This is a genomic window from Candidatus Eremiobacterota bacterium, assembly GCA_031082125.1.
GTDB lineage: Bacteria > Vulcanimicrobiota > CADAWZ01 > CADAWZ01 > Ess09-12 > Ess09-12.
This window is the reverse complement of the sequence record JAVHLM010000018.1, coordinates 65,733-79,303: the sequence shown is the minus strand read 5'-3', so window position 1 is coordinate 79,303 and position 13,571 is coordinate 65,733. Positions and strand designations below refer to the sequence as shown.

10 protein-coding genes are annotated in these 13,571 nt (G+C 56.2%); 3 read left to right on the top strand and 7 right to left on the bottom strand.

From position 1 onward, the window contains the following. Window positions 1-65 precede the first annotated feature (65 nt). A complete protein-coding gene (locus tag RDV48_19065; GenBank protein MDQ7824908.1) occupies window positions 66-1,121 on the top strand; it encodes a hypothetical protein in 1,056 nt (351 codons plus the stop codon). A gap of 113 nt (window positions 1,122-1,234) precedes the next feature. Continuing rightward, complete coding sequence (locus tag RDV48_19060; GenBank protein MDQ7824907.1) at window positions 1,235-1,522, top strand: YkgJ family cysteine cluster protein; 288 nt, start codon at window positions 1,235-1,237, stop codon at window positions 1,520-1,522. 18 nt (window positions 1,523-1,540) lie between these two features. Here RDV48_19060 and RDV48_19055 read toward each other — a convergent pair whose 3' ends face one another. The 7 genes from RDV48_19055 to RDV48_19025 all read right to left on the bottom strand — a co-directional run bounded on the left by RDV48_19055 (window position 1,541) and on the right by RDV48_19025 (window position 11,016). After that, complete coding sequence (locus RDV48_19055; GenBank protein MDQ7824906.1) at window positions 1,541-3,154, bottom strand: potassium channel family protein; 1,614 nt, start codon at window positions 3,152-3,154, stop codon at window positions 1,541-1,543. A gap of 48 nt (window positions 3,155-3,202) precedes the next feature. Beyond that, a complete protein-coding gene (locus RDV48_19050) occupies window positions 3,203-4,024 on the bottom strand; it encodes a GNAT family N-acetyltransferase (protein ID MDQ7824905.1) in 822 nt (273 codons plus the stop codon). Window positions 4,025-4,222: 198 nt separating this feature from the next. Beyond that, window positions 4,223-4,744, bottom strand: coding sequence for a hypothetical protein (locus RDV48_19045; GenBank protein ID MDQ7824904.1), 522 nt, complete (start codon window positions 4,742-4,744; stop codon window positions 4,223-4,225). 8 nt (window positions 4,745-4,752) lie between these two features. After that, window positions 4,753-5,892 carry an ammonium transporter gene (locus RDV48_19040; GenBank protein MDQ7824903.1) on the bottom strand — a complete coding sequence of 380 codons (1,140 nt, stop codon included), beginning with the start codon at window positions 5,890-5,892 and terminating at the stop codon, window positions 4,753-4,755. A 238-nt stretch (window positions 5,893-6,130) separates the two neighbouring features. Continuing rightward, complete coding sequence (locus RDV48_19035) at window positions 6,131-7,024, bottom strand: alkaline phosphatase family protein (protein ID MDQ7824902.1); 894 nt, start codon at window positions 7,022-7,024, stop codon at window positions 6,131-6,133. A gap of 221 nt (window positions 7,025-7,245) precedes the next feature. Next, window positions 7,246-9,528 (bottom strand): HNH endonuclease signature motif containing protein, encoded by a 2,283-nt coding sequence (locus RDV48_19030; GenBank protein ID MDQ7824901.1) that lies wholly within the window; start codon window positions 9,526-9,528, stop codon window positions 7,246-7,248. Window positions 9,529-10,119: 591 nt separating this feature from the next. Then, the gene (locus tag RDV48_19025; GenBank protein ID MDQ7824900.1) at window positions 10,120-11,016 is read right to left on the bottom strand and encodes a hypothetical protein; all 897 of its coding nucleotides are present in this window, start codon (window positions 11,014-11,016) and stop codon (window positions 10,120-10,122) included. A gap of 283 nt (window positions 11,017-11,299) precedes the next feature. On the opposite strand from RDV48_19025, the gene RDV48_19020 reads away from it, so the two are divergent. After that, entirely contained in the window at window positions 11,300-13,564 is a 2,265-nt protein-coding gene (locus RDV48_19020) for a protein kinase (protein ID MDQ7824899.1), read from the top strand. Window positions 13,565-13,571: the final 7 nt, after the last annotated feature.

Below are 13,571 nucleotides of genomic sequence, written 5' to 3'. Positions count from 1 at the left end.
ATTTCGTTTATTCATGCCATTTTTGCAGTGATACTCAAGACAGGAGAACCAGTGCAGGAGGGCTAATGATGACGGGAATCAATGATAATTACAGGACTGCTCTCGAGAGAATCGCCCAGACCAGGACAATCCAGTTCCGCAGCCCCGCGGGGGAGAAGGCGGGGGAGGCTGAAAAGCCGCGGGGTGCCGCTGATGCCTATACGCAGTCCGATGACCTGAAGGATCTTGAGGAAGAGGAAGGAGCAGGCCCCCAGGAAAAGGGTGGCGCAAAGCCCCAGGAAGGGAACGCTGCACCCAAGGGGATCTTTCTCGGCCCCGACGTGAACATACCCCAGTACGCGGGATTTGCCGACAGGATGGGAAGCCACATGAACCAGGACGGAAGCCTCACGGCCCTCACCGATGAGGAGAAGAAAAACCTTGCCATGGCTCTCAGCGCTTATGACATAGACACCCTCACCAACCTTGAGAGGACCGGCCTGAAATTTAACATGGTCGATCACAGGAACCCTCCCCCTGACGGCTTTCCCGGCGGGATGAAGGAGTGGCAGTCCGAAAATCTCCAGGGATATTACACACCAAGGGACAATGCAATTGTGCTCAAGCAGGAGCAGATGGGCTCTAAACCGGGCACGCTGGGCTCCCTGGCGGGAATTGACACGGCGCGCCATGAGACGGCTCATGCCATTGACGACATGCTCTACCCCGACGGCTTCCTCCCCATCTACGGCACCGACAGGGATCCAAAGCTTCAGGACATGTACCAGGCATATAGGAATCGCGCCGGGCAGGACCAGAACAACCGTTTTGAGAGCTATCAGTGGGACAAGTTCAACTCCAAGGAATATTTTGCATGCGGAGTGCAGGCCTACGAATTTTCGCCGGAAACCAGGCAGATGCTGAAGGAGAAGGACCCCGAGCTCTATGCCTACGTGGAGAACTACCTGAATAGCTCAAAAGACCAGAGCCTTCCTGAGAAGCAGGAGATGCCCTTCCTGGGCAAGGTGGCCGACGGCATAGGGCAGGTGGTGAAAGGAATAGGCGATTTTATCGGCGGCATAGTGAAGGGTATCGGTGACTTCATCGGGGGAATATTCGGAGGCGGCAAAGGGCAGGGATAGGGGCTCCGTTCCAGGGCGAGGCATTGAAGAGAGGGCCCGGGGGAACGGTGCACCGCAGTCCGAAGGAGGCACAAGAAGGAGAGAGGCGGCTCTCTCTTTAATTTTTGATCACTATGGAAACTTATGGCGAGAGCCCCTGCCAGGGCTGCGATACAAACTGCTGCAGCAATTTCTACATCATCCTCGAGGACGTGAAAGACAGGGACTGGGTCCAGTGGCTCAGCTACCACAGGGGCGTCACGGTGAAAAAGCTCAAGGGCCGCTCGCTCCAGGTCTGGTTTGACTCCCCCTGCACTCACCTGAAGGAAGACGGCTCCTGCGCCATTTACAGGAAGAGGCCCCGGATGTGCAGGGACTTCACCTGCGAAAAGCTCCCCGCCCCGGAGGGCAAAAAGCGCTGACTCATCGCCTGCCGTTCCTTATCGTCTCTTGTAAGACTTCTCATAGGCCTGGCTTACTCTCGCTGATACCAGGTAGCCCAGCAGGACCACGAGGTAGATGACTCCCGTCACGGCCTCAAGGTAAGTCCAGAGTCTCGCCACGTGGGTGAAGGGCACCGTGTCGCCGTATCCCACCGTCGTGAGCGTGGTGTAACTGAAGAACAGCAGGGTCATCTTGAGCCTCTCCATCAGCACAATAGTGCCGTAATTATGCCAGGGAACGCCGTTGAAGAGGAAGGATCCATGGGAGCTGAGCTCGATCATGAAGTATATCTCTGACCATAGGATGCCCAGCAGGATATAGACCGAGGCGCCGCTGATGATATGATCATAAGTCACCTCCTCGCGGTGGCGAAGCGTGGCAAGTGCCCCGCCCATGATGAGAATAATTATGAGAAGCCGTATGAGGGCTCCAGGAAGGAAAAGCCCCAGCACCTCACCGGTAACGATATGGTAATCAATTATCAGGAAAGTGCCGATGAGCACAATGAGGCACGTCATCATTGCCCAGCTTTTTCGCATGAGCCTGAGGCCCGAGATGATGATGGCGAAGAATATCACGTGTATGAAGAGAAAGGGCATCTTTGTCTCCTTGACAAGGAGAGGACAGAAAACCAGATAGATGAGAAGGGAGACAAAGAGCCACGAAGAGGAGCTCTTGAAAAAATCAGTTGGCGACAGATGAAAGGAGCCTTTGTTTTCTTTTCCCCTTGTGACGGCCGGCGGTGCAGCGGCAGCGCTTTCACTGGCAGCCTCTTCGGCAGTGGCGCTCTCTCCGGCCGGCGTCTCTTCACAGGCTTCCCGGAGGCTTTGCTGGCGGTTGAGGAGGAAAAGCCCCACGAGCCTCGCCACAATAAGGGCAATGAAGAACTGGCCGATAACGGCCTCCAGGGTGGAGAAGCCCCTGGACATGATGGTGAGAGGCGCGCAGTCGCCATATCCCACGGAGGTGAGGGTAATGAAGCTGAAATAGAGAAGGGAGGAAAAAATGTCCATTGCCACTCTGAAGGTTATGGCATCGTTGACGCTCCGCGAGGGGAGCGAAGAATAGGAGCCGGGCCAGGTGAATTCAATCATGTAGTAAATAAGGGCCCACATTATGCCCATGAGGAAATAGACACAGATGGCGCCGCTTATCTCATTGCCGGTGACGCGCTTCGCATTGAGGACATTTGCGAGTATCACCGACGAGATATAGCCGAGAAAGATAAGCTCAACAGACGAGGTGATGACTATTTTCGTGCTGGTGGTGCCATTCAGGTTTGAGAGGTCCATTATGAGGGCAATGGCTATTATGGTGGCACCTGTAAGCAACCTCCGCTTCTCCTTGAGCACTATGGCGAAGCCCATGAAAACGATGGAGCCGAAGAGCAGGTCCAGGATAATGAGCCCTATGAAGTTCCTGTCGATGAGGGGAGAGACGATGATGAGCATCACTATGCTGACCAGCATCGCGGTGTAGCTGCTCCAGAAGCCCCGCGGGGTGGCCAATGGCGGTGCCCCCTTCCGGCCTTTTGCCTGCTCGGGCCCTTCCCGGCCCTGAGCCACGGGGCTCCCGTCTCTTTCCGGTCCTGTCCCGTTATGGTTGTCCACCGGTCTCTTCCTCTTTTCTGATAAGATCAAAGCAGAGGGAGCCGCTCCTCATGAAGGGGGAGAAGGCGGCTCCAGCACGTAAAGGGAGAAGCTGCAGTATTCCCTGAAGCCCATCCGCTCATAGACACTCCGTCCCACAGGCGTTGAGGTGAGAATGGCGATCCGGTATCCCAGCCTGCGGGCTTCCTGGAGGGGGATTGCTGTCAGGAGGGTCCCGATCCCATGGCGGCGTGCCTCGGGTATGATGCCCACGTTCCAGATACCGGCGATGCCGTTGCAGAGTGACATCGAGGAGATCCCCACAGGCTTCCCCTCCTGGAAGGCGATATAGTTCCGCCATGGGGTGGTGGTCTTGAAGCCGAGCATGAAGAAGAAGGAGTAGAATGCCAGCCCTATGAACTCGGGGAGCCTGAAGGCTTCACAGAAGAGAGTGATGCAGGTCTTCAGGAGATCGCGGTCCTCGATGAACTGGATTTTTACCCCTCCGGGCACGGGGTATTCCTCGTTCAGAAGGGCGATATCCAGCGCCATGCCGGGAGCATCACTGTCGTGCCTGAGCCCCTCCTGCACGAGGCGGGCCCCCAGGTCAGAGGGCCTTGAGGAAGGGCCGACCCACCAGACCATGGGAAGGCTGCGGAACCTGAATGGCTCCAGAGCGTTTTTGATCTTTTCATCGATGGCGGGCTCATCAAAGCGGGCACGGAGCAGGTTGTTCATGATGGGGTGGGGGACACCCGTGATGACGCTCACCATGTCGCTTTCGGAATGGATCGTAGCACCGGGCATGTGACTGAGAGTGCAGTAGGTGGTGATGATATTCTCCTCGATGGCGGTGACCATCTTGTCCGGGGGAAGAATATCCTGTCCCATGGTGTGCTCCTTGCGCAGGTCTTCTCAAGAGTTCTTTTCCCAGGATCGTAAAAATATCCTCCATGGAGACAGTGAGCGCAAGAACTCTCTATATGGCATCAGATCAAAAGAGAAAGTGAAGAGGCCTGTAATGAGGCGTTCTGGGTGAGCGCCTTCAAGAGTTCCGGTGTTAACAATCAGTGGACAATCTGAAAGCACTCAATCCCACGCGGTGCGCTGGCCTGGCGGTACGAAGCGGAGTGAGAAGTAGGTAGTTGATCCCATGGACGACCAGGTGAGCCGGCAGTTGGGCTTGAGGTAAATCAAGGTGGTGGTTCCCAGGTCTTTGTCATTCTTGACCTTGTCAGGCCGTCCCAGCTTTTTCATTACCTCGGCCTGGGTGCTCTTGTAAGTGATGCCCTCCGGTGAACTCCCCGGGAAGCTGCCGCTCAGCATAAGATCGTACGCCCTGCCGTTCTCGAACATCATGTTGACAGTCCATCCCGCCCCGCGGGCGATTATCTCGCAGAGTATCCCCGTAGGCCTGATGTCTGCGTCCTTGAAGAATTTCCTGACCGTGGTCTTCGCTTCATCGAGCGGCATTCCAAGCTGGAGCGGTCCGTATGAGCCTTTCTGGAGGTCGATCTTCCAGGTGTCGGAGGCTCCTGCAGAAAGGGCTGCCTGGGAAGAAATGGCCAGCAGAGCCACCAGGCACAGAGCTGAGAGAAAAAATCTTCGCATGAGTGTCATCAGGCTCCTTCAAATTCTTCAGAGTCCACGTAAGGCTCTTTTCTTCTCCCCATGAAGGAAACGATTTTCCCCGTGATGAGCCCGGCAATGCACGAGATGAATATTGTCGCCAGGATGCCGTTTAACTGCGACTCGCTCTGTATCCCTTTTACCAGGACTATTGCCGCGAGCCCGCCGAATATTCCCGGCAATCCATGGAGGTTAAGGACTCCGCAGGTATCGATTTTATGGGTACGAGCCGCCAGTCTGGGCTGGATCACCGCAAAGCCGAATGTTGAGATGATGCCTGCAAAAATACCGATTTCAAAGGCATAGGTCGGCACAGTGCTGTCGCAGACCGAGCCTATGGCGACACCGCCTGCAAGTGCTGCATTGGCTATATCTGCCGCAGAGATTTTGCCTCTCAGCTTTACTGAGGCAAAGTAGGTAGACAGCGTGGAGCCGCACAGCGCAAAAATCACGTTGACTGCCGTTCTGGGCACCGCTTCAGGAGCAACCAGGGCTGAGCAGAAGCTTGGCCAGAATATCCAGAGCACCATGCTTCCCAGCAGGGAATACCGCTCGCTGGTTTCATCACACTCAATCGGCGCTTCGCTCTCTTGCTGGGTAGTCATCGCCATCGCCACTCCAAGGCCAAAAAGGGCTCCAAAGGCATGAATCGCGATTGAGCCCCCCGTGTCAATGAATTTTCCCGTTATCAGGCCCATTCCACCATTCAGGATCTTCTCATTGAAGGCATAAAAAGGAACGAACAGCAAAGCCAGCAAAATGTACTGGCCCATTTTCAGGCGGCCGAGGACCGCTCCGGCGCAGATGAGCAGGCTTGCTGCTGCAAATTCAGCAAGAATAAGCCTGTCTATCAGTCTGCCTGGCGCTCCCACCACAAAATAGAGGGGGATTGCAGTGCTCACCAGCAGATAGGTGGCCGTGAGCGCTGAGCGGCCGTATCTTTTCAAGAACACCATGAGAAACCCGAAGCCCGCCATGAGCATTGCCATGATGTGAAGAGCCCGGTCATACTTCTGCACGTCTGTCAGGGCCGCCAGAGTGGTGCCAGGGACTTCCTCAGCAAAAGACATTCCTTTCATAATCAACAAAGCCAGGGCAATAAGAGGGAGAATTTTGAGCGGTTTTTTCATAGGATCTCCTTTTCGCCACCCCTGGCGGGGCTCACAAGCAGCGCCGTTCTTTGGCCTTATTATCATCAGCTTTATAATTATAGCACATGGAGGAGGAGCCAGTCCATAAAGAATCTGTATAATGACGGCCTCAAAAGAAGCTGGAAACCGGGATTCAGCGGTTGTTGAATCCAGGCTTCATATGGGCAAATATTCTCCAGTGCCGTATTCCAGCTTTATGGAGGGGCAGGGCAGAATCCTATCTGTCGAGGGGCTTGCCGTCAAGAGGCGGCTTTATCTGCTTAAGGTCAAGGCCAAAGCGCTTGACTATGGTGGGCGTTATGTCTTCCCTGTGCCCAGGGTGCTTTGCCCCTTTGTCGTTGGTGGCAAGGAATACGCGGGGTGCGTTATGGTGGTGCGTCATTCCTTCGTCAAAGCCATGGTCAGCCGTGACATAGACAAGAGTCCTGTCGTAGAGCTTGAGCTCCCGGAGCTTTTTCACGATCAGGCCAAGCGCCGTATCACAAGAGACAATGGCATCATTATACTCCTTGGAGTTCTCACCCTGCCTGTGTCCCATATGATCCACCTCACCGTAATGGATAAAGAAAAAGAAGGGCCTGTTCTTATACTTCTCCATGGTTTCAAGAGCTTTCCGGGTTACCGCTTCATTTTTCCCCAGGGCGTTTATGAAGAGATCCATGCCCTCCTTTGTGTAAAAGTAGGGCTGCCCTGGCTTGGCCCCTACATTCCCATTCTTTGCAATTATCGCTGCAGTGACGATGGCATTATTTCCAAGGGAGTTCTCAAGCCTCTCAAACACAGTGTATCCCTTCGGAATGGGACGATAGTTCTTATTGCTGTAAACCCCCGTTATCTCCGGCTTATAGCCTGTCAGGATCTGCGCCCACCCGGCCTTGGTATCGGTGGCTCCATTCACGTCTATGTCCACCATAGCCCCTTCGGAGCTCAGCTTCATGAGGTGGGGGATTTCATTTCTGGCTATGCACTCTTTCAGGTGCTCTCTCTGAACGCCATCCCACCCTATCAGGATTATGTTCTGCGGCCTGTTCTCCCTTGATGCTGCGCCGAGTGAGGCAGCCGCGATGACAAGAAGAGCCAGCACTGTGATTGCCAAAGCATAACGCTTCATAGTTTTGACCACCTTTCAAGAGCTTTCTCTTATATAGATCCCCGGAAGGGAAAATTGTTTCTCATCCCGGGTGAGAGTTTGTCGCACCACTGTTCAACTTAAAGGGCCGCCTATGAGCAGAATGACAAAGTTCATGAGTCAATTATACCACGAAGTCAGGTTCTGTCCCCCTGTATGTGCAGAACTCCCTGCCAGCCCGAAGAGGAAAATATCCCATGGCCTCAAAGCGAAAGCTCTGCAGGAGCAGCCTCCCACTTCTGCAATGGTGAAAGGCCTCTCCGGCCGCGTGGGAAGATGAAGGTGAGGCGGTGGGGCGCCCTGCCCCTGATGATGAGATAGCCCTCGTGGAGGCACCGCAGGTGGTGGGCAATGCAGAGGGTGATGAGATTGCCCTCGGTGTCGGGGCCGCCATGGGAGCGGTATTTGATATGGTGAGCATGAAGATTCCGACGGCACCGGCAGCCGGGGGCCTGGCACTGGTAGTGATCCCGGGCGAGAACGCGGCTGTGGAGATCCCTTTTTTCGGGAAGGTCCCAGGCGGCAAGGAAGGTGTCAAGGAGAGCCTCAATGAAGAGGGCAAGGTCCTCTCCACCCCAGAGCCTCACGGCGTGGTTCCAGAGGGGAACAAGGTCTTTTTTGATGAAGAAGCGGATGAGGGCGCCCCTGTCCGAGAGGTTCGACCCGAAGGTCCCCTCTTTCGGGGTCTCTCCCGAGAAGACGGAGAGGATCTCGGAGAGCTCGGGGTGCTCCCGGCCCCCGGTGACCTGCCAGATGGCGGGGGTGAGCCCATCCTGGCGTGAGGGGGGCCAAGGCTCGTGTGTACACATCTGGACTGCGGCGACCAAACCATTGTCCCCACTGGGTTTCGTGGCATTAGAGAGTGCAATGGAAACTCTCTTGACGGATCTCCCCGTGACGGCCACCTCGAAGACCTCGGGCTCAATGTCCCACTTTTTGTGGACAGCCCTCTTGGCAAAGCGGAGGAACCCCTCGACAGCCTGGATGAGGGTGGCGGCAGGAACCTCCTGGGCGTAGGAGAGCCACGCCTCCTTGACGCGGGTCCCCTCAATGAATACCCTGGCAAGATGCCGCGCCTGCTCGGGGGTGAGCTTTCCCACCTGCACAAGGTCCAGCATATCGGGATACTCTAAATAACCCCTTTCTAATGAGATTAAGGAATACGCGGTGCTCCGGGACATCCCGAGGCGCTCCCTGGTGTAATGGCCCAGGGAGAGGAAGCGCATGTCTTTGTAGAGGCCGAAATTGTTGAGAGTCCGCAGGAGCCTCCCCTGGTAGAAGGAGAGGGAGTGGCGCAGGGAAGCCATCTTCCGGAGCCTTGCGACCGTCTCGAAGGGATCGGCGGGAGGATGCACCAGGAACCCGTCAGGGGTGACGGCGGTATCGGCATCGGAGCAATAGCCTGCGGGAGCCTGAAACTCCCGGTGAAGCTCCACGGTGACGGGCTTCCAGGGCAGAAACTCCCAGAGGTGCGACACCTCTTCGAGGTCCTTGTGGACCTGCCGGGCAAGCTCTCTTTCCCGCTCGCCGAAGGAGGCCTCATCATCGAGGGAGCCGATGGCACCCGCCAGGGCACCAAGGAGAAGGGCTTTCTCCCCGAAGGTGGGATCGGCTCCGTTCTCCCTTGTATCGGAAGCATCAAGGCCATTCCGAGAATGTGCCCCATCGCCGTGGGTGGCGCAGTCGCCATGGGAAGCCTCACGGACTTCAGGCCCCTGCGCCTTTCCATCCTGCGCCCCGATGGCCACAAGCGGCACCGAAGCAGCGAACTCGGCAAGAAGAGCCTCCACGAAGCTCTCCGAAGGGAGCTCCGCTTCCTCCACTCTGCGGAAGACCTCGAGGGCCCGGTCCCACTTTGCGGCCACGGCGAGAGGAACCCTCACGCTCACGGGAATGGCTTTGCCCTCATCGTCGCCCTCACCGGGTCCAAAAGAATCAATGTCCTCCTTTCCTTGTGAATTCTGAATCTTGAAGCGACGCACTTCCTCCTCGAGACCCCGCACGGTGAGGCTCATGGCCTTTGAGAGCCACTCCGCCTCGGTCTCGGGCGTCACGACCTGGAAGAGATACCGCAGCGCGCTTTTGCGAAGCCTCCCACTCTCGAGAGCTTCCCTGATGAGGGGGAGCTTCTGAAGGGCCTTCGCGTTCCGCATAAGCTCATAGCAGCTCCTTGATGAGATCCCAAGCTCCTCGCGTACGAAGTCGGACACTCTCACATAGCCGAGCTTCTCGAGCTTCCCGTCAAGGGAGAGAAGGGCCTCCCCGATAAGGAGATCGAGCTTCACCCCCGCATGAGAGAGGCACCAGAGGTTCCAGTCCAGGACCTCCCCGGTGAGATCGCGGAATATATGGCGACAGTTCGAGCGCGAGAGCACCTCGTCGGCGCCGTACGTCACCAGCGGGAGGCCGGGACAAGCCTTGAAGATCTGTCCGCCCTCCATGGTGGCCTCATAGCCGGGATACTCGCGGATCGCACCGGTATTCACGACAGTCCTCCTTTCATGAGGTCTTGTATATTAATTGGATACTTATGTATCTCTATAAATATTATACAAAAATAATGTATTCATGTCAAAATGGTCGTGTGCAGAAATGCTTGTCATTATTGAATTTGAATGCCTTCGCTGGATGCCCGGCAGAGGGGCGAAAAGGGATATTTTGTGATTTTTTGGCTTAAAACTCCTGAATCTCCCTCCAGCGAAGAGAAAAGGCCTCCTGTGCGAGGGCGCAGAGGGAGGACTGGTAAAAGACGATGGCAGAAAAATATTTTCAGGCCTTCAGACTCTTTCAATGAATACCAATGATCCGACCTTTATAATTTCACATGTCAGAATACTATGCAAGATCTGCAAAGCGCGAATGATTCCGTGTGTTTTACTCAGCCATTGAGGTGTCCGATGCAGTAATGATCACAAGGTTGCGGCGGGAGTTGAAGGCTCAGCGCACTTGGATGTGTACTGTCTCGAAAATCCGGAGCTTGTGGAGGTGGTTCCTGCTGTCCCCGCAGGGAAGTGACCGGGTGGGACATATAAAAAAGCCCTGAAAAGGGCTTTTCGCGGTCAGGAATCCCGAAAGCCTTACTCCTTGTCGAAGACCTCGCCTGACTGGGCGAAGTAGAAGGGGAGCTCCGCCGCCTGCCTGATGAGCTTCTCGGCATCTGACTCAAGAGAAGCCGCCTTCTCGCGGTTTTCTCCCGCCCTGGCGGTGAGGGAGGCGCCCTCATCCTTGAGGCTCTCCCCCATGGAGCGCTGCGCTTCAGCGCCGTCCTTGCTCCCTTTTGCCCTGGTTTTAGCCGATTCCGATGAAGTCTTCTTTGACTCGGCCCTGGTCCTTTTCGTTTTGCCTTCGCCTGCCGCTGCCATAGCGCTCTCGGCTTTCCTCTCGAACTTTGCCTTGTCGCCCTGCCCGGTCTGCTCCTGCCTCCCGGCCTCTTCCATCATTGACTCGGCGACCCGCTCATCGACCTGTGACTGGCTCATGCGGGCCTTCATCATAAGCTCAGAGGCCTGCTCCTTTTTCACATGGGCCTTCTCGATCCCGGCCTCGCCGGACTGCTTTCCCGCCTGGGAGGCCCTCAGGTCCTCCTGGGCCCGGTCCTCGGCCTTCGCCGCCTCCTTGCTGTCGCTCTCGGCGGCCTCTGTCATCTTGCCGGCTTCAGCCTCTTCGGCCTCGGCCCTGACCTTGGCCTCGGCAGCTTCTTTTTCAAGCTCTGAGCCCTTCTGGGACTTCACGCCTCCCTGGGCGTCAAGGTTCTTGCTTTCTGCCTGGAGCCTCTGGGCCTGCTCCTTGAGGAGCCTTGCCTGGTCCACTGCTGAGCCCTGCTTGTCGTTTATCACTATTGCGTCGGGCTTCTCGGCGGGTCCCTCCTGGTTCATGCTCACCTGGGGGGGCTGGGCCATCAGGGCGTTATAAAAACCCGCCATTACGGCAGCGGCATCTTCCGACTTTTTCTTTTCCTTGATCTCGTCAATCATGGGCGCACCTCTTTACCAGAGTGATTCATCTTTATCATACCCCATTTTTCCCATGAGTGCCACGGCACTTTGCCCTCATGATGTAAAATAAATGTTAACTTTTGCCAGCGGCTATTCTCCTCTTCAGTAAACATCTGCAAATTGCCTCTACAGGTGTATCGGAACACAGGCCATTTCTGTCTGCCGGGAGAATGCCCTGGCTTCTCTCTGCGGAAAACCAGCGAAAAGTCCCCGGAAAAAGGAAAATGGGCGCCGTGGAATAATATCTCTTCGGAGGGTTTCCATGATAGCCCAGGGAAAATCCATAGAACTGAACGGCATTAAATACAATGTGCTTGACCTCCTCGGGGGCAGGGAGAGCCTTACCTACCGCGTGGTGGGAGCGAAGAGCGGGACTTTCTACGTGCTGCGCGTCATCAGGAAACCCACCCACTCCAGGGTGAAGGAGCTCTTCTCCGGGGGGAAGGAGGAAGCCCTCCGGGCAGCCTTCAATGATGACGCAGACCTCAGGAAGCGCTTCGGCGGGTTCTCGCAGGAGGCGGCGTTTGATACTTACTGTGCCGCGCTGGAAAAGCAGGTGATCCTCGAGGCGAAGATCCACAAGGAGACCAAGCACCCGGCCTTCTCCAGGTTTGTCTCCTTCAGCGAAGACAGCCAGGCCTATTACATCGTGCTCAGCTACCAGCAGGGCAAGGATTTCAAATACCTTGTGGAGCAGCAGGAGGCCCTCTCGGAGTCTCTGGTCATCAAGTGGATGAAAGAGGCCGCCGGGGCCCTCATCTACCTCAATACCCACAGGATCGCAAAGCTCCTCTACCATAACCTGGCCCCGCAGAACCTGATAGTAGACGGGCGGGGCGATCTCCACCTCGTAGACCTTCAAAAGGCAAGGATCCTCAATCCCGGCCAGGGTGAGCGCTGGCAGGAAGTCCTTTTCCCGGGGGACGACAGCCCCTTCACTCCTCTCGAGGGCTATATAAGCCCCCGCTCAGAGGTCTATGCCTTTGGCGCGGTATTTTATTACCTCCTCACGGGGATAATCCTTCCCAAGGCCCTGGAGAGAAAGAAATTTGACTCCCTCATCCCCCTCAGGGAGATGAAGCCCGAATATTCATCAACACTTGAGCTCGTCCTGGCCCTCTGCCTGGCCCTGGAGCCTGAGAACCGCCTTTACAGCCTTGAGACCGTCATCAAGGCACTTGAGATGCCGGACTTTGGAAGCCTCGCCGTGGAGCGCGAAGGCGAGAGCCTCAGGGAGATTCGCCTCGGGAGGATCAGGGAATACGAGGAGCAGTATATAGAGCTCCGTATAATGAAGCCAATAACCGATGAGGGTCTCCCCCTCAAGGTGAAGCGTTTTGAATACCGCCCCGATGACAGGGCGCCGCGGGGCTCGACAGCCCTCGAGTTCTTTGAGGCGCGGGAGCACCGCCACCTCACATGCGTGAGCCTCTTTTTCATGGCAGGCAGCCTCCCGCGCGGCATTTACAAGGGAGCAGTCACCCTTGAGACCAACTGGGGGACTCTGGAGCTCCCCCTCTCTTACGAGATGCCAAGGGAGCTTACGCTTCTGCCTTTTGTGCTTGTGCCGGCAGCATGCGCCATTGCTCTTTCTGCCGTGGTGTTTTTCTATCCGCACTCCGCGCCGGTAGCGACCAGCAAAACTAGCACCGCCGGCACCGCCGCCTTGGAAGCACCGGCGTGGCAGGCGGCGGCATGGAAAACGATGAAGGAGCGCACTTTTGATTACGCCAGGCCCCAGGTAATCCTCGGCGATCAGGACCTCTGGGAGCGGATGAATATCAATTCCGGGATTTTCGTGAAGCCGCAGGGCGATGAGCTTGCCATATTCGGCGTCGGCAATGACGACCGCAATGAGAGGACAGGGCTGCTCTCCAGTGTCTTCTACCCGCCTGCATCGAGCGTCACTGCCGGTATCACCGTCGAGGACAAGGCAAGGGAAAATGAGCTCTCGACGGCGGGGATGATGCTGCTGTCGGGAAATGGAAGGGCCGTCACCATTGAGTATGTCAAGCCAGGTACGCTGAGGATGGGCTCTTATGAAAAGAAATGGGAATACGAAGAATACCGGGTCCAGGGAGGCCAGGACGCCAGGAGATACCAGTTCATGCTCTTTTACAGCCGCGATGACGGCACTGTGCAGGGGATGTTCAACGGCGAAATGAAGGGTGAATTCCACGACGTGGCCCTCAATGATTTCGGCCTCTTCTATTATGCCATCCCCCATAAGAAAGGTGAAGCCCTTGATCTTGTCTTCAGCGAGCCTGTCATCGCTTTTGACATACCCCTCCCCAGGAGCCTCCCCTACTTCCAGATAGCCCGGGGGAAGGTGGATATAATGCGCGCACCCAGCAGGACTGCCACACGCGATATCACCACCAACAAGGACGAAGTGCTGAGGATGAAGGAGATAAGGGACGGCTGGTGCAGGGTGACTACTGTCATAGACAAAGGCAAATACGGGGGATGGGTGAGGCAGGAGGAAGTGAGGGATATCGCTCCCCGCGACGCCTTCCCACCCGAGTAGACAAGGG